Annotated in this window: 14 protein-coding genes, 1 other RNA gene and 1 pseudogene; 3 read left to right on the top strand and 13 right to left on the bottom strand. The window is 42.3% G+C overall.

Annotated features, from left to right (window positions below):
• Positions 1 to 143 precede the first annotated feature (143 nt).
• From G4P69_RS20280 to G4P69_RS20265, 4 genes are all read right to left on the bottom strand, one after another.
• Positions 144 to 1,508 (bottom strand): four-carbon acid sugar kinase family protein, encoded by a 1,365-nt coding sequence (locus G4P69_RS20280; RefSeq protein WP_208343052.1) that lies wholly within the window; start codon positions 1,506 to 1,508, stop codon positions 144 to 146.
• A gap of 14 nt (positions 1,509 to 1,522) precedes the next feature.
• Positions 1,523 to 2,191, bottom strand: coding sequence for a hypothetical protein (locus G4P69_RS20275; RefSeq protein WP_208343053.1), 669 nt, complete (start codon positions 2,189 to 2,191; stop codon positions 1,523 to 1,525).
• A 120-nt stretch (positions 2,192 to 2,311) separates the two neighbouring features.
• A complete protein-coding gene (locus G4P69_RS20270; RefSeq protein WP_208343054.1) occupies positions 2,312 to 5,230 on the bottom strand; it encodes a two-partner secretion domain-containing protein in 2,919 nt (972 codons plus the stop codon).
• Between the two features lie 151 nt (positions 5,231 to 5,381).
• A complete protein-coding gene (locus G4P69_RS20265; protein WP_208350975.1) occupies positions 5,382 to 8,657 on the bottom strand; it encodes a two-partner secretion domain-containing protein in 3,276 nt (1,091 codons plus the stop codon).
• Positions 8,658 to 8,820: 163 nt separating this feature from the next.
• Here G4P69_RS20265 and G4P69_RS20260 point away from each other — a divergent pair, with 163 nt between their 5' ends.
• The 3 genes and pseudogenes from G4P69_RS20260 to G4P69_RS20250 all read left to right on the top strand — a co-directional run bounded on the left by G4P69_RS20260 (position 8,821) and on the right by G4P69_RS20250 (position 10,589).
• Complete coding sequence (locus G4P69_RS20260) at positions 8,821 to 9,018, top strand: hypothetical protein (protein WP_208346238.1); 198 nt, start codon at positions 8,821 to 8,823, stop codon at positions 9,016 to 9,018.
• 271 nt (positions 9,019 to 9,289) lie between these two features.
• Positions 9,290 to 9,558 (top strand): annotated as a pseudogene (locus G4P69_RS39335) (CinA family protein); the annotation flags it as partial.
• A 53-nt stretch (positions 9,559 to 9,611) separates the two neighbouring features.
• The gene (locus G4P69_RS20250; RefSeq protein WP_208345411.1) at positions 9,612 to 10,589 is read left to right on the top strand and encodes an FkbM family methyltransferase; all 978 of its coding nucleotides are present in this window, start codon (positions 9,612 to 9,614) and stop codon (positions 10,587 to 10,589) included.
• A gap of 127 nt (positions 10,590 to 10,716) precedes the next feature.
• Here the strand turns inward: G4P69_RS20250 and ssrA are convergent.
• From ssrA to G4P69_RS20205, 9 genes are all read right to left on the bottom strand, one after another.
• Positions 10,717 to 11,100, bottom strand: a transfer-messenger RNA (tmRNA) gene (ssrA, locus tag G4P69_RS20245).
• A gap of 152 nt (positions 11,101 to 11,252) precedes the next feature.
• Positions 11,253 to 12,200 (bottom strand): F0F1 ATP synthase subunit gamma, encoded by a 948-nt coding sequence (locus G4P69_RS20240; protein WP_208345412.1) that lies wholly within the window; start codon positions 12,198 to 12,200, stop codon positions 11,253 to 11,255.
• 95 nt (positions 12,201 to 12,295) lie between these two features.
• The gene (gene atpA, locus G4P69_RS20235; protein WP_208350973.1) at positions 12,296 to 13,816 is read right to left on the bottom strand and encodes a F0F1 ATP synthase subunit alpha; all 1,521 of its coding nucleotides are present in this window, start codon (positions 13,814 to 13,816) and stop codon (positions 12,296 to 12,298) included.
• A 105-nt stretch (positions 13,817 to 13,921) separates the two neighbouring features.
• Positions 13,922 to 14,476 (bottom strand): ATP synthase F1 subunit delta, encoded by a 555-nt coding sequence (gene atpH / locus G4P69_RS20230; RefSeq protein WP_208350972.1) that lies wholly within the window; start codon positions 14,474 to 14,476, stop codon positions 13,922 to 13,924.
• A gap of 10 nt (positions 14,477 to 14,486) precedes the next feature.
• The gene (locus G4P69_RS20225; RefSeq protein ID WP_208350965.1) at positions 14,487 to 15,041 is read right to left on the bottom strand and encodes a F0F1 ATP synthase subunit B; all 555 of its coding nucleotides are present in this window, start codon (positions 15,039 to 15,041) and stop codon (positions 14,487 to 14,489) included.
• Positions 15,042 to 15,146: 105 nt separating this feature from the next.
• Positions 15,147 to 15,638: a F0F1 ATP synthase subunit B' gene (locus tag G4P69_RS20220; protein ID WP_208350964.1), complete on the bottom strand. Its 492-nt coding sequence runs from the start codon at positions 15,636 to 15,638 to the stop codon at positions 15,147 to 15,149.
• 198 nt (positions 15,639 to 15,836) lie between these two features.
• Positions 15,837 to 16,082 (bottom strand): ATP synthase F0 subunit C, encoded by a 246-nt coding sequence (gene atpE / locus G4P69_RS20215; RefSeq protein WP_006278178.1) that lies wholly within the window; start codon positions 16,080 to 16,082, stop codon positions 15,837 to 15,839.
• Between the two features lie 77 nt (positions 16,083 to 16,159).
• The gene (atpB, locus tag G4P69_RS20210) at positions 16,160 to 16,912 is read right to left on the bottom strand and encodes a F0F1 ATP synthase subunit A (protein ID WP_208350962.1); all 753 of its coding nucleotides are present in this window, start codon (positions 16,910 to 16,912) and stop codon (positions 16,160 to 16,162) included.
• A gap of 74 nt (positions 16,913 to 16,986) precedes the next feature.
• Entirely contained in the window at positions 16,987 to 17,448 is a 462-nt protein-coding gene (locus G4P69_RS20205) for an ATP synthase subunit I (RefSeq protein WP_208351004.1), read from the bottom strand.
• Positions 17,449 to 17,807 lie beyond the last annotated feature (359 nt).

The raw sequence follows: 17,807 nt of genomic DNA, 5'->3' as shown, positions 1-17,807 counted from the left end.
TTTGTAAAAATTATGGAATCCGGTTTTAGCCCCGCAGATATTTTAGAATGTTTTCCCAGTCCTCAGTCCTCAGTCCTTAGTCCTCACCCGCATTTCTCAGTCCCCAATGCCCAATGCCCAATGCCCAATGCCCCATGCCCCAATCACCTATCCTCTTGACTCAATCGTTTGTAAATAGTTGCCAAAGCATCAGCATCACCAACATTTCCCGGAAAAAGCACCACTGGTAAACTAGGATACTGTGGATGGTCTGTTGGCGTTATAACCATCGAGCAACCAGCTAATATTTGACCAAGCAACCGTGCTGAAGTCAAAGCTAGACCAGTACTCAACACATCGTTTGAGGTAATACCTCCTTTGCTGATTAAAAATCCTATATCAGAAGGTAAAGCTCGCACAATATCCATTAATAACGCTGAAACCTTTGTCCCAAAAAGCAACCTTGTCTTGGTATCCTCAAAAGAAAGTTCTTGGCGACTAGTATAAACTACTGGTGTATATCCCGCCTGGAATGTGGCATATACACTTTCTGTTACTTCAGCTAGCAGTTGAGTAAATTGATTGTCTGGATCATCAAGCAACCGTGCTACATCGACTTCAATTCCTTGCGTACCTTCTGTTTGTAAAAGTACCTCTAGCTGCTGAGTTGTCTTTTTAACATGAGAGCCCACAATGACCACACCGGGTTTACCACCTCGCACATACTGAGCCATGTGTTCTGCGGCGATCGGTTGCGGAGGTAATGCTGCCAAAGCTGTTAAGATACTGGCAGCACTACGAAACAGAAAGCGTTTCCCCCGAGATGTTGCTGTTTGTATGTCTTGAGCGAACCGATCCAGATCCGCTTGTGTTTCACCATCTACGACAGCGCACGTATTACCACTCTCTTGCATCAAACGTTCAAAACTACCAGCACGAATATCGGCAAGCAAAAATCTTTCCACAGACTCCGCTTTAATACGTCCTTGGGTCTTTTCTTCTACATATTTCGGCAAGTAACTATGATGATAGCCAAAGACTGAATCATGGGCAAATTCAGTTTCATGTACTGGGGTAGGCACACCGTTGACGATTAAATAATGTACACTATCGCGCGTGATACGTCCGCCTTCAAAAAAAGCTGGGACAAGAAAATGGGCATCAAATGGACCAAGTTCTTCAGCAATCACATCGGTTTCAATAGGGTAATGTCCTCGTAATGTCGAATCAGAACGACTGACAATGACAAACCCCTCATTAAGGGATGGAGATAGTATTTCTTTATTCTTTTCCCCAGATTGGTTTGTTAACGCCAGCTTCAAGTTACGGCAAACTTCTCTAGTGACGGATGCTGCTGACTCTGGTGGAAGAGATCTTGTGTTTGTCAACACAAAGAAAATTGGTGAGTCATCCTGTAATCCCAAGCCCAGAGTGTCAACATCCCAGCGCATCAGTAGTAAGCAACTGTGGACAGTTTGAGAACCTGTAGGATCATCATCTAAAACAATTATTTTTGGTTTATTGGTCATTTTTAAATATACGGTTAAACTTTCCGCAATTTTCTTATCTGTGCTTGCACATTAACAGCTATTTGCAATAATTGATTTTCAATTTGAGCATATTCGGTTGTTTGACTACTGGGCTGTAGAGACATTGCGCCCAATGTTTCTACGTTACTGGCAAATAAATCTTGTTGGTTATTCGCAAGCAATTTCCTATTATCTCGCAAAAGCCGCTCTGTTTTCAAAGCTTGAACTAAATCTTCCCTGACTAATTGTAAAGCAGCAATGACTTTCTGTCTGTCATTTATAATACTTTCATCATTTTCGTCTGTTGCGCGTTGATCGTTAATATCTGTTGCTTTTATTACTGCATGATACTTATCAACTTCATCTAAAAGCATTGACAGTATTTTTGGAGAGGTTAAACGCCACCATAACCAACGCCCAGCTACTACAACACTAAGCACTATAATTAGCAAGATAGCTCCTAATATAATTGAGGAACCTATTGTTGGCACTACAATAAATACGTAAATAACCCCAACAATAATTAGTGTCAGCACTAGGGAAAAAACCATTTGGTTGCGCAAAAATGCTATTTGCTCCTCCCGTGCCATCATAGAAGAGCGAAAGACTTGCTCTGGTTTGAATCCAATTAAGCGTCTTAATTCTCCCTTGGTAATTTCCAAACCCATTAAATCTGGTTGCACATCTCCAAACTCCTAAATTCTCGTGTGGGTTCACCTATCAATCCTACATTTTGCAGGTGCGATCGCCCAAAGAAAAACGTCAAAGCTGAGTAGCTTTAGTGTCAGTCTATACACGTGCCTTTATCTCGTAGGACAACTAGGAGGGGTAGACCCCGAACCTGTAGCGTTAGGTATAGAGGAAATCAAGGTCACTTCCCCCTTGCCATTGAATACCCAACCAGTAGCAGGTATGATGACTATAGGTTTGGCTTTGATGGCTTGTCTAACAGGAACTTTATTGGGTAGATCCTGTGGTGTTGTGGTAGCAGGTATACGAGTATCTCTCCAAATAGCATCACTTGTCAGGGGTCCAAAAGGGCTGGAGGGTAAGCCCCCACGTCCGGTCCAGATAAATTGACTCCCTCCTTCTGCTTCATCAAAAGCTGCACAGCTCGAGGAAATTAGTTTTGGGGCTACCTCACTAATTGTGGACAGCACAACCAAACCACGACTAGGGTCAATATCAGGGGTATTGATTTTTACCGTACCGCTTAAAGTAGGACTTGTTTGGGAGAATGCGGTGATATCGTTTGTTGTTAACTGTTGGGGGTCTAATTTTGTTGAATCCTTAGTTCCTAATAATTTCTCTATCTCTTCCAAGTTAGGTCGATTAAAGTTATAAATACCGAGGGTATTGATTTTTATAACACCTCCAGAGCCATCGAAAGCATTGGCTGTAATTCGATTTTTTTCTCCCTTAGCAGCTATCACAAAGCCGTTGGGTGAACTAATAGTAATACTGCCACCATTACCGCCACCTTGCTGTAGTGTCCCTGCAGATGTAGATATTTGGCTTCCGCGACGCATCAATAACAAGTCAGATACTTGCAGGCTAATGTCACCTCCAGTTCCTGAAGAACTTGTACCTTGAATAACTGCACCATTGTCTAGATAGATTGAACCAGCTTGGACTTGAAGTTTCCCAGCAGCGCCAGAACCCCTGTTTTCTACAGAAAGTTTACCCTCATCTCGTAAAATTAAATTCCGTGTAAAAATGTTTACGTCTCCTGCCAATCCTGTCGCAGTCGTTTCGACAATAGACGACAAACTACTGCTTTGTTTTTTACCAGCAAGAGATTTACCAATAACTGTTATGGAGTCAGTAGCATTAACTGTCAGAGTCCCTCCGGTTGATCGACCAGAATCAAAAAGCCCAGCATTCACCTGTGCGCCATCTCTAACAAGCAATTGACGAGTGTTGATTGTTAGATTCCCTGATAACCCTGTTGATTCAGATTGAGTGGACAACGCACTACCGCTGCCATTAGTGGATGTACCAATAACTTGTATAGAACCAGTAGCATTAACGGTCAAATCTCCTGCCCTTTTTGGGCTATAGGTATCAGTACCAACAAATCCTCCGTCTTTAATAAGTAGCTCGCGAGTATTAATTGTCAAGTTTCCGCCTGAACCCGTTGCACCTGGCTGGGCTTGAGTTCCCAATGCACTACCAATATTATTGGGAAGTGTACCAATAACTTCTACAGAGTCAGCATTTATGTTCAAATTTCCCGCATTTCCTGAACTTTTAGTGCCAGCGTTTACAAATGCACCACCTTGAACCAGCAGTTCACGAGTCTTGATTGTTAAGTTTCCTGCGTTTCCTGTAGAATCTGACTCAGCTTGGGTAGACAAGCCACTCACATTCCGACCGTTAGGTGAGGAGCCAAGAATATGCACGAAATCAACGGCATTAATAGTTAAATCACCAGATGAACCTTTTGAAAAAGTGCTAGTACCAACAAATCCTCCGTCCTTGATAACTAGTTGGTTTGTGTTAATTTTGAGATTTCCTCCAACCCCTGTTGATCTGTAGTTAAAGACTGCCAAGGAACCGCCATCACTCACTTGCACAGAATCAGAATTGATGATCAAGTCGCCACTGTTTCCTGAACCAAAAGAGCCAGTATCGGTAAATCCTCCATTTTCGAGAAATAGGGCGCGCGCATTAATTGTCAAAAGTCCTCCTATTCCTGTAGCAGTGCGATCGCTCTCATTAGCAAAGCCACTACCAAACTTGGAATCACTTGATTTACCTTCAAGTAATATCGAATCAGACGCATTAACAACTAAACTACCTCCTGCTTTTGCTCCGTTGGTAGTGACTTTGACTTCAGAACCTTGTGTTAAAGTAATACGCCTTCCAGTCAGTTGTATATCACCACCGCCATTTGCTAATGCATCAATAGCTGCTTGTTTAGATAATTGAATATCATCGAAGTTTGTCCCAGCAGCATAGTTCAACGAGAACCCTTTGTCTAGAGTCGCCAGGCTAACGAGTCCATTTCCAGAAACACTTCCCAATTCTATTCGTCCAGTTTCTGTTGTTAAAATGCCACCTTCTATCTTGATTTTACCTCCGACTAACGCCAAAGTTTGAGTTGGAACTCCCAAACCTTCGTTTCGATTTAAAAGTGGAACGTTGAATTGAGTATTATCTCTAATCGCACCAGAACCTTGTACAACAATTTCTCCTGGCAACGAACCAAATTGTAAGCCAGTCGGTACACTGATAGTTAGCAATGGTGTTGCTGTTTCCGGAATTGTTGCACTAAACACAAAGCCGTCTGCAAATTTTAAACTGCTGGCAGTGCTAGCAATAAACGAGCCACCAATATTTAGCCTGGCATTCTGTCCAAAAACAATTCCCGCAGGATTAATCAAAAACACATTAGCTGTCCCGTTAGCTTTGATTAACCCGTCAATATTAGAAATAGACCCGCCTGTTACCCTGCTGATAATGTTACTTATATCCAGTCCATTATTAAACGAAGCTGTTGCACCACCAGGAACAGAAAAGGACTGAAAACTATGGAATAAATTGCGTCCTGCTTGTGTTCCCCCAGTGATGTTGAAAATATTTCCTGTTCGGCTAACACTCGAATTATTTGTTAGAGTTCTATCCGGGGTGATTTGAGCGATCGCGCAATTAATAGAAAATGCGTAAGTTCCAATAGCAAATCCCAATAACCTGCACCAAATAGCAGTTCTCCCTAACATTTTATTCTCCTGTTACTGAAAGCTCAATCATGCGTTGCTACTAACGAGTAAAGCATTATTCAAGTTTCAGAAGATAGTGTATATTGTTACATCTTTTTTTTTCTTGATAAAACTTCATTCCTAGTTAAATAGATGCTGATTAAATGATGTCTCAGGGACGAGGACAACTAGCAGGGGTAGACGCCGAGCCAGTAACATTACGTGTAGAGGAAATCAGCGTTACCTCTCCATTACCATTAAATACCCAACCTGTAGCAGGGTTAATGGTTATAGGTTTGCGTTTGATGATTGGTCTAACACGAACTTTTTTGGGTAAATATTGCCGGATTGTGGTAGCAGGTATGCGACTATCTGTCCAAATAGCATCACTTGTCAAAGGTTCATAAGGGCTGGTTGGTAAGCCACCTCGTCCCGTGAGGATAAATTGACTACCTCCTTGCGCTTCGTTGAAAGCTTGACAGCGAGAGGAAATTAGCTTTGGGGTAACCTCGCTAATTGTGGGCAGAATAACCAAACCACGACTGGGGTCAATATTAAGGGTATTGATTTGTACAGTTCCATTTAACTGAGGGCTTGCTCCAGTGGCAGTTATCTCAGTATCATTTGAGCGAAAAATGCTTTGAGCATTTATAGTAACTTGCCCTCCACGAGAGTCCCGACTACTAGCACTGATAACACTATTTACGGCGGCAAGTGTATCAGTGTTAATATTGGTGTTACCACCAATCACATTGCTACCTCTAGCGTCGGTGGTGATGCTACCACCGCGAGTTAAGATTAAATAATCTCTGGAATGCAAGGTAATAGTTGCTTTTTCCTTATTCGTATCACCAGTTAATGCAGCGTTGCTATCCAATAAGATAGAGCGAGCATTGATAGTTAAATTGCCTGCATTTCCTGTTCCGAGACTTCGCACAAGTATTCCAACAACTCCACGGCTCTCAGTGGTTTTAATTGTCGGATTACCACGAACGACTAAATCGCGAGTATCAATTATTAGGTTTCCTGCGTTTCCTGATGAGCCTGCTTGCGCTTCAGTTAAAATGCTGCTCGTAGTTGTTCTATTAGGAGATGTACCAATAATTTTTACAGAATCAGCTTTGATATTTAAATCGCCTCCGTTTCCTGAACTTTTAGTACCAGAACTGACAAATCCCCCACCCTGAACAAGTAACTCACGGGTGTTAATTATTAGGTTTCCTGCATTTCCTAATGAGCCTTGCTCAGCCTGAGTGGATAAGCCACTGGAATTAGTATCAGCAAAAGTACCAATAATTTTCACAGAGTCAGCTTTGGCAGTTAAATTTCCACTGACAGTCAAATTTCCCCCGTTTCCTTTACCAAAAGTACCAGTACCAACAAATGCTCCACCCTGAACTAGTAACTCACCAGTGTTAATTGTGAGATCTCCTGCATTTCCTGATGAGCCGGGTTCTGCTTGAACCAGTAAGCTGCTACCTTTTCCTTTAGCGAATGTACCAATAACTTGTACAGAGTCAGCTTTGATATTCAAATTGCCCCCATTACCTGAACCCTTAGTACTAGCGCTGACGAATGCACCATCTCGAACAAGTAGCTCGTGAGTATTAATAGTCAGGTTACCAGATGCTCCTGTTGCGCCAGCCTCAGCCTGAGTAGATAAACCACTCGAGTTACTACCATTCGGTGATGTACCTATCACATGGACAAAATCACTGGCATTGATCGTCAAATTTCCTGCAGATTTTGATTTAGTAGGACTTAGACTAGAAATGCCTGCACCAACAAAAGCTCCATCCTGAACAAGCAGCTGGTTGGTATTAATTGTTAAATTACCTGGCGCTCCTGTAGCTTTATCCTGAGATTGAGCTAATAAAGTGCTAATAGTACCGTTAGGGTTTGTACCAATAAGTTGCACAGAGCCAGTGGCATTAATAGTTAAATTCCCTGCATTGCCAACACTTTTGGTACTACTAGTAACAAAAGCACCATCCTTGATGCGTAAGTCATGAGTGTTAATAGTTAGATTACCTGCATTTCCCCTGGAACCTTCCTCCGCTTGACTAGATATGCCAGTTGTCTTGTTCGGATTAATTCCATTAATAATGTCTACGGAGTCAGCATTAATGGTCAAAAAACCCCCGTTTGCAATACCTAAAGTGCCTGTACCAATAAATGCCCCATCTGCTAAAAGTAACTGATGAGTATTAATCTTCAAGTTCCCCGCAGATCCTTTAGCATTTGCCTGATTTTGTTGAACAAGCAACGCACTCCCAAAGTTTCCTGTAGTACCAGTAACCTGTACAGAGTCAGAAGCATTGATGATTAAATCCCCGCTTTTTCCAGCACCGTAAGTACTTGCACTGATAAATCCTCCATCTTGAACCAGAAATTTACCAGTATTAATGGTCACATTTCCACCTGGTCCTTGTGTATTAGGAGCAGTTTCCGCACGCAACGCGCTTGGAAACATAGGATTACTGTTAACCCCAGTCACTTGCACCGATTCTTGAGCATTAACAACTAGAGAACCTCCTGGTTGTGAACCTAAAGTAATTGTCTCTATTTGGGAACCATTGGTAAGACTGAGATTTTTCCCCCAAACCTGGATATCGCCCCCACTAGTATTAACAGCTGCTTGTTGTGAAAGATTTATATTGCCGAAGCTTTGCACTCCGGTGTAGCCCAAGGAAAAACCTTTATTTATAGGTGTAAGACTAACCAATCCATTTCCAGCAACACTACCTAGTTCTATACGTCCTCCGTCTGTGTTTAAAACACCACCATCTAGTGTCACTTGTCCTCCGACTAGTGCCAAAGTTTTGTCAGGTTGTACTCTCAGTCCTGCATCTTTATTTAATAACAGAGCCTGAAAATCAGGGTTTCGCACAGCACCAGAACCCTGCAAAAGAATTTCTCCTGGCGATGAGCCGAATTGTAAGCCAGTGGGTAAGCTGATAGTCAGCAATGGTGCTGTTGAAAGTGGAGCCGTCGCACTAAAGACAAAGCCATCTGCAAATTTTAAACTGCTGGCAGTACTGGCAATAAACGACCCGCCAACGTTTAGGCTGGCATTTCTTCCAAAAACAATTCCGGTAGGATTAATTAGAAATAAGTTGGCTGTTCCTCTGGTTTGGATTAACCCATCAATATTAGAAATAGAGCCGCCTGTTACCCTGCTAATAATATTATTTATATCCAATCCGTTGTTAAAAAAAGCTGTTGCACGAGTAGGAACAGAAAAGGACTGAAAACTATGGAATAAATTGCGTCCTGCTTGTGTTCCCCCAGTGATGTTGATGATATTTGCTGTTTGGCTAACACTCGAATTATTTGTTAGAGTTTTATCTGGCGTGATTTGAGCGATCGCACAATTAATAGAAAATGCATAAGTTCCACCAATGGCAATTCCTAATAACTTGTACCAAATACCAGTTCTCTCTAACATTTTATTCTCCTGTTTCTCAAATCTAAATCATGTGTCGCTACTAACAAGTAAAGCATGATTCAAGTCTCAGAAATTAGTGTATTTTGTTACATCTTATTTTCTTGATAAAACTTCATTACTAGTTAAATAAATGCTGATGATTAAATGCTGCACATGATGTCAAGTGCTGTCTCACCGAGTAGGACAACTAACAGGAGTAGACACCGAGCCAGTAACATTAGGTGTAGAGGAAATCAAGGTTGCCTCTCCATTACCGTTAAATACCCAACCTGTAGCGGTATTAAAGGATATCTCTGGAGTTGCTAAAGTGCCTCTAGCCCATGCTGGGCAAGGCTTAGACCGCGATTTGACATCCCAATAAAAAACCCCTATATTTTGAGTTACTACACAACCAAATGAATAGGGGCTTTTTAATGATTAAGCACAAGGGGCCTTCCCCCTCGGCTGACTTGGCTATTATAACAAACGACACGCCACAAGTCGAGTGTTTAACAGATTTAAGTTTAAATGACAAGCCTTGGGATTATCATAAAAAACTGTCTGAAACGGTTTCCCACCATTATTTCCAGTCATCTGATGACGGATTTATAAAATACGGCAAGAGAATTTTATTCTGTGCGCCTATTCTAGAATTTGGGTGGGTTGTTGCAGAACAAATGGCCGTTGAGGTCAAAACCCCCCTCTCGACCACTTGGGGACTGAGCATTACAGGTATTGCAGGATCACTGGGGGAAAGGATACTAAGCTAGTGGGTTTGGTTTATATCGGTTTAGCTGGGCCTAACGATGAAGTGGCTAGTTTTGAATATCGATTTGGCTCAACCCGAAATCGCTCTTTTTTTCGTCATCTGAGCGCCAATACCGCCTTGGATGTGTTGCGCCGTAAGTTATTGACAAGGTAAAGATTGTAACTACTAAATCTAATACTGACACTTCAAAATCTTTTCTCAAAAAAATGCCCGATTTAGCACCAGAAATCAGCAGGCGAAGCAGTCCCTATCCAGGAGATTGGATATTTAACCGTTCTATTTTGGAATGGATGTTTGAACCATCTCTGAGAAAACAGTTGCCAATTTTATATCAAATTTTTAGCCTTTACTGTTATCTCTATGTCAAAATTACTGGAAACACAATTCTCAAAGAAGGAAGAAGACTATTTCTAGCAATTGCAAAGCTTTCAAATAAGTTATCACCCCAGGATTATCTGGAAATTCAGCTACCAAAATATAAAGCATATCTTGTTCCTGGAGATCCACGCTCGTTGCATGTTGTCAACGAATTGTTAAACGATAGTACTGACACGCGAATTTTGTCTACTCTTCTTTCTCAAGGACATACCTTCATTGATGTAGGGGCTAATCATGGTAGTTTCTCAATAATTGCCAGTAAGTTGGTTGGAGTCGCAGGCCATGTAATATCCATTGAACCACAACCAATGCTGGCAAAGGCAACAGAAAAGTCTCTGGCTGCAAATGCATTATCTAGTTTTCAAGTACATCAAATTGCAGTCGGTAACTTTAACGGAGAAATTGAACTATTAATTCCGATTGACACTTCTGGATCTGCTGGTATTTATTCAAAACATTCAGCTACAGACAAGCATCAAAAGGTGAAGGTTCCGATTAGATGTTTCGATGACGCTATAGACTGGCAAAATTTCTCTGGAAAAACTTTCATAAAACTAGATATAGAGGGAAGTGAATATGCATTTTTAACAGGTGCTAGGAAGATGATAACCTCTCTCAAACCAAATCTAATGATTGAGATACATCCTGGTACGCTCGAAGCATCAGGAACAAAGGGAGAAGATTTGAAAAGTATCATGAAAGAACTGGGTTACAAGCAATATGCAGAACTGGATAATCTTGAAGAAACTTTTCCCATAGAAGATTTGAATACTGATATTTACAGAAATCTTCTGGTTTTTCATTAGTTGTCAGTTCCTTTGTAATAGTAATATTTTGGTGTGAACTCACACACAGCCTTGATAAGAAAATCTTACTTCTCAAAAACAAAATTCACCTGAATAACTATCAGGTGAATTAGGGATTTAAAATATTAAGTGGAGCTTATGGGAATTGAACCCATGTCCGCAATGGGTATTAACCCCCCACTCATTCACAGGTTTAGCCTATCTCACCCTCAAGGCGGGGAACGTTCTTTATCCCGAACGGTAGGATGCTCTGGTTAAATCTTAGCCAGCGAGCAAACCAGAGAATACTTGCTAGAGCATCCGTTGGGGTTGGTCTGTAGCCCTTAACGGAGTCAAGCTACAGACAAGCGTACCTTAAAGAGGTTTGTTAGGCAGCTACTGCCACACGCTTAAATGCTACGATGTTGTTCGCATTTACAATTGTTTGAGTCTTTTATTCACGAGAGATGACTCGCTCTCGACCTGAATCATAGAGCAGCTTTCGCCACCACGTCGAAACCGTTAAAGCCCCATGTGGTTTTTGTAGCTATCCCTATTATAGTGAAATATTTTGGGATGTGCTACTTCTATCAGTTATCAGTTATCAGTTATCAGTTATCAGTACGCCTTAACCAGTGATCACTGTTTACTGATAACTGTTCACTGTTTAAGAGCTTTCACTATCTAACTTAACGCTTCGGCACCACCAACAACCTCTAAGATTTCTTGGGTGATTGCTGCTTGGCGTGCTTTGTTGTAGGAGAGTGTTAGGCTACTGATGAGTTCAGCGGCGTTGTCGCTAGCGTTGCTCATAGCTGTCATTCGGGCGGCTAGTTCACTAGCAGCAGATTCTTGCAATGCCCGCAGTAGCTGGTTACTTAGGTACAAAGGTAGTAGAGAATCCAGAATTTGCACTGGATCTTGCTCGAAAATCATGTCGCGGGGTAAAGCGCGAACTTGGGCTGTTACTTTCTCTCGTGTGACTTCAAATTGACCGCCACGAGTTGTTAAGCGGAAAATTTCGTCATCTTGTGTTTCTAAACCTTGGGTATCGAGAGGAAGCAGGGTTTGTACTACAGGCCGAGAGCTTACCAATGATACGAATCTGGTGTAAACTAACTCGATGCGGTCTACTTCTTCTGACAAAAACAAAGAAAGTAGCTCGTCCGCAATGTTAGTGGCTTCTGCTGCTGTGGGAATTTGTTCCAAGCCACTGTAAGTAGCATCAATTGGCTGGCTACGGCGTTGGAAGTACTGGATCGCCTTGCGTCCAACCAACACAAATTTATAGTTTACTCCTTCAGCCTTAAGTTCGTTGGCGCGAGCTTCAGCGCGCTTGATCACGTTGGTGTTGTAACCACCGCACAATCCACGATCGCCAGAAATGACCAACAACCCAACTGTACGAACTTCCCGTTTTTTCAGTAGAGGTAAGTCTACATCTTCAAACCGTAGACGGGTTTGCAACCCATATAGCACTTGTGCTAAGCGGTCAGCAAAAGGACGGGTGGATAGCACCTGTTCTTGGGCGCGACGGACTCTTGCTGCTGCTACCAGCCGCATAGCTTCTGTGATTTTTTTTGTATTTTTAACCGATTGAATGCGATCGCGTATGAATTTGAGATTAGCCATAATTTTTGTTAAGAATTCAGAATTCAGAATTCAGAAGTCAGGAGGGAGCTTTCTTCCGAATTCTGACTCCTGACTCCTGACTCCTCACTGCTGTGTTAGACTGTTGCCTTAAAGGTCTTCTTGTATTCGTTAATTGCTTCTTTCAAAGCAGCTTCTTCTTCGTCACCTAGTGCCTTTTTCGACTGTACTGATTCAGTGTACTGAGGTTTGCTAGTCTTCAAATACTCACGGAATCCCTTAGCGAAAGTAGTGACTTTATCTACTGGAATCTCATCCAAGTATCCATTGAGACCAGCGTAAAGAATAGCTACTTGCTCATACACAGATAGTGGTGAGTTTTGAGGTTGCTTCAGCAATTCCCGTAAACGCTGACCCCGTGCTAATTGGTCTTGAGTTGCTTTATCTAAGTCAGAAGCAAATTGTGCAAACGCTTGCAAGTCGTCAAATTGTGCCAGTTCTAGCTTTAACTTACCAGCAACTTTTTTCATTGCTTTGGTTTGAGCAGCAGAACCTACCCGTGATACTGAAATACCAGGGTTTACTGCAGGACGAACACCGGAGTTGAACAAGTCTGAAGACAAGAAGATCTGACCGTCAGTAATCGAAATCACGTTGGTAGGAATGTAAGCAGATACGTCACCTGCTTGGGTTTCGATGATCGGCAGAGCTGTCATGCTACCTTTACCCAGTTCGTCACTCAGCTTAGCTGCTCTTTCTAGCAAGCGGGAGTGAATATAGAACACGTCTCCTGGATAAGCTTCGCGTCCGGGTGGACGACGTAGCAACAAGGACATTTGACGATAAGCTTGAGCTTGCTTAGAAAGGTCATCATAGATAACCAGAGTAGCTTTGCCTTTGTACATGAAGTACTCAGCAATTGTTGCTCCAGCGTAAGGAGCCAAGTATTGTAGAGTAGCAGGCTCACTCGCGCTGGCTGCAACAACGACTGTATAGTCTAGCGCGCCTTTGTCTTGCAATGTTTGCACGACACTTGCTACTGTGGAAGCTTTTTGTCCAATAGCGACGTAAACACAAATAACATCTTCTTGTTTTTGGTTGATGATTGTGTCGATCGCGATCGCTGTTTTTCCTGTTTGGCGGTCACCAATAATCAACTCGCGCTGACCACGACCAATAGGAATCATCGCGTCAATAGCTGTGATACCTGTTTGCATTGGTTCGTGTACAGAACGACGTGCCACAATACCTGGTGCTGGCGATTCTAGCAGACGGTTTTCTGTTGTTTTAATGTCTCCCTTACCATCGATTGGGCGACCAAGAGCATCTACAACACGTCCGACCAACGCGTCTCCCACTGGAATTTGAGCAATTCTACCAGTAGCGGTTACGGTACTACCTTCTTGAATAGCAAGACCATCGCCCATTAGCACCGCACCCACGTTGTCTTCTTCCAGGTTCTGAGCGATGCCAATTGTGCCGTCTTCAAATTCTAACAGCTCACTTGCCATGACCTTATCTAGACCATAGATCCGAGCAATACCGTCACCTACCTGTAGGACGGTTCCAACGTTCTGTACTTTAACTTGTTCGTCGTATTGCTCGATTTGCTGCTGAATAATGTTACTGATTTCGTCTGGTCTAATGCTAATTGCCATTGGTCTGTCTTCTTTGTTTCAATATGGTTAGTTGTTAGCTAGTTGTTAATTGGTTGTCACAACTGTTTTCGCAGATCACCATCAACGAACAATCAACAACACTTTCTAGGAACTAGTTAAGCGCAATGAGAGGCGACGTAATTGACCTCGTAAACTGGCGTCAATAACTTGAGAGCCAACTTTAATGATCACGCCCCCAATGATCTCTCGGTCAATTTTAGTATCTAATTCTACAGACCGAGCATTGGTCATTGCTAGAACCTTCTGTGTTACTGCTTGCTGTTGCGCTTCCGAAAGGGGAATGGCTGAAGTCACTTCTGCTAAGACAGTTTGATTCAGTTGTCGCAAAAGCGCCAAATACTGTCTACAAATCGGCTCCAGAAATGAAATCCGCCTTCTATCTACCAGCAGTAGCAAGAAATTACGTAAATATGTGTTGGGGTTCTCGCCAAGTATCTGATTAATAACAGCCTTTTTGTCTTCAGGCTGAATAAAAGGGTTGCTGAGGAAGTTCTGTAGCTGAGCGCTTTCACTAAGCAGTCTTTGTAAAGAACGCACATCTTCACCAAACTGCTCTGTTTGATTTTTGGATTGGGCTACTGACATCAACGCCTGAGCATAAGGCTGGGCAATTTCATCTGTTGCTATATTACTTTTCATCCCTAGCCTCCTATCCTAGTAGCGCAATGCTGCGATCAACTAATGTATGTTGAGCATCGTCTGCAATTCCTGTTTGCAGTTCTGCCTCAACTTTTTGCAATGCCAAAGCAACTACTCTTTGCCGCAGTTGGGCGATCGCTTTGTCTCGCTCTGAATTCAAATCAGCTGTTGCTGTTTCTTTCATGCGTTCAATATCAGCAGCAGCTTGAGCTAGTAACGCCTCTCTTGCTTTAACGGCGTTTTGTTCTCCTGCTTGCTTTATTTTTTCTGCTTCTGCTTGAGCTTGTGCTAGTTTTTGCTGCTGATCTGCAAGTGCTCCTTGAGCATCTTTCAGACGTTGTTCTGCACTTTTAATTGCTGTCTCAATTTTTTCACGGCGTTCTTGGAGTGTAGTACCTAGAACCTTCCGCCCGAAAACCAGCAATACAGTAATAATAATAGCAAGGTTAATCAGGTTGGTGTCTAAAATATTGGTATTAATACCAAAACCATGACTCCCTTCGCTTGCTGCTAATTCACCTCCGACGGCGCTGGCTTGAGCCATCAACAGTAAAAAAGTCCCCATATTTTTTTGTCCACTACTGCGCTGCCTGAGCTTCTTTATTCGTTTGTTAGTTGTTAGTTGTCAGTCATATCCCCACTAACGACTAACTACTAACTTATTGATAATTTAACGCCTGCCTACTAGTTCTGCTCCTAAAAGCTTTTCCAATATTTGGCGACTGAGGGCATCTACTTCTTGTTCTAATGAAGCAAGAGCCTGCTGTTTTTGTTGCTCAATTTCACGAGATGTTTGTTCTCTTTGTGCTTGAGCTTCTTTCTGTGCTTCAGCTATTTTTTCAGCAGCAACTTTCTGCGCTTGAGCTTGAGCGTCAGCAATAACTGTTTGAGCTTGTCTTCTTGCGGCTGCTAATTCTTGCTCATATTGCTGCGCTAACTTTTCTGCTTTTGACAAACGTTCTTGAGCTTGTAATTGATTGTTACGAACGAATTCATTCCGGTCATCAATTGCTTTGCCTAGAGGCTTATAAAAAACAGCGTTCAAAATCAGGGCTAAAAGCAGAAACTGGATTGCCATTAAGGGTAGGGTAGCGTCTAAATCAAACAGCCCTCCCTCTTTGGCAACCTCTTCTACAGCTAATAAGGTTATCCAGTGTGTCATGGTTGCTTATTCCTATCTACTATTCAGTCCTGTCAGTCCTTTTTGAAGAATTCAGGAGTCAGGAGCCAGGAGCCAGAATTAAGTTCTTTAGACTGAGCGACAAATAGTCGTTCAAAACTCTCGATTTTAATCGAGGAGTCTTCTGACTTCTGAATTCTGAATTCTGACTCCTTAATCCACTCAGGACTCAGTACTTAATTATGCGAAGGGGTTAGCAAATAACAGCACTAGTGCAACTACTAGACCGTAAATTGTTAGCGCTTCCATGAATGCCAAGCTTAACAGTAATGTACCGCGAATTTTACCTTCTGCTTCTGGTTGGCGTGCAATACCTTCTACAGCTTGACCTGCTGCATTTCCTTGACCGATGCCAGGACCAATAGCAGCTAAACCAACAGCTAGAGCAGCAGCTAGAACGGAAGCGGCAGAAATCAATGGATCCATGATATTTTTTTCCTTTGTACTAGTTGTCAGTTTGTAGGTTTTTGTTGTTTAAGTTATTGAGTTGTAACTCATAACAACTAATGATGTTCTTCACCACCATGATGCTCTTCCATCGCTTCCCCAATGTAGGCAGAAGCTAAGGTGGCAAAAATGAGTGCTTGGATGGCGCTGGTAAACAATCCCAAAGCCATGACTGGCAGTGGTACAAATAAAGGCACTAATAGCACTAGCACCCCTACTACCAATTCATCTGCCAAGATATTACCGAATAAACGGAAGCTTAGGGAAAGGGGTTTCGTGAAGTCTTCGATAATTTTGAAGGGCAACATAAACGCCACTGGCTGGACATAGTTGCCAAAGTACCCTAAACCCTTTTTGCTAAAACCAGCATAAAAATAAGCCAGCGATGTCAATAATGCTAAGGCAACAGTTGTATTTATGTCACTAGTAGGAGCGCCTAATTCGCCTTCTGGTAGCTTAATCAGCTTAAAAGGAACAAGTGCTCCTGACCAGTTCGACACGAAAATGAACAAAAACAAAGTACCAACAAAGGGAACCCAAGGGCGATACTCTTTTTCTCCAATTTGGTTTTTTGCCAAATCCCGAATAAATTCTAGGGCATACTCCATCAGGTTCTGTAGCCCGCTCGGAATTCGTTTAATGCTACTGCTAGCTGCCAAGGACGCCAAAATTAAGACGCCCATGACAAACCAAGAGGTAAGAAACACCTGCCCATGCAGTTTCAGGTTTCCTATTTGCCAGTACAGATGTTTTCCCACTTCCAATTCGGCAAGGGGAACAGAATTGAAGAAGCTCAGAAAATTCAACATTTTCCTCAGATAACAATTGTTTCTCCAATCTTAACTGGAGAATTAAGAGGAGCTATATTGCAGTTTTAAGCCTTTTATGGTTGTCTAGGCTGTGAGGAGCTAGAGACAATCGCCACCCTAATTACATAGATGATGAGCGCTGCTTTATAGGTGAGAAATCCCAAAAATATGGGCAGTATTTGTAGTTGATTCCACCGCGATGCTAGCAGAATTAACCCTACTAATAAAGCTAACCGAGTTTTGCTCAGCTGCTGTTTTTCTCTGCCCAAACGCTCAACATCTTTTGCCAACATTCTCCAGTAAATTACACCTGTACATGCCCCAATCAAATAATTCAGGGCAATGTTCAAGGAATAAGAAAACAAGACGGCGATAAAAATAATCCCTGTCAAAGCAAGAGTGGTGAGCAACAACTCTTGGTAGAGCTGATAAAACTCTTGCATAGAAGAATTTGCTGGCTCTGTATCCTCAAAACCAGATTGACCATCTTGTGGTGTTGTTGACCTAGGTTCAGTTGATTCGTCTGACAAGCTCACAGAACTCGAAACCACTACAGCTAAATTATATTGACTGCTCATTCAGCCAGCTGAATCATACCATGAGCGGGTAACATTACTTTAGGAAAAAACAATTAACTTATAAAAATTGGGCATAGGGCATAGGGCAACGGGCATGGGGCAATGAGTAATAGGTAACGGGCAGCGGGTAACATTACTTTAGGAAAAAACAATTAACTTATAAAAATTGGGGCATGGGGCATAGGGCAACGGGCATGGGGCAATGAGTAATAGGTAACGGGCAAGGGAAAGAATTATATCGGTAAATATGTTCTAGGGAAGGAAGTTAATACTGCATAGTACTTATCTTTTTTTTACTCCTGAAGCCCATTGCCCCA

It is taken from the genome of Aetokthonos hydrillicola CCALA 1050 (genome assembly GCF_017591665.1).
GTDB classification, from domain to species: Bacteria; Cyanobacteriota; Cyanobacteriia; order Cyanobacteriales; family Nostocaceae; genus Aetokthonos; species Aetokthonos hydrillicola.
This window is presented reverse-complemented; position numbering and strand designations above follow the sequence as displayed.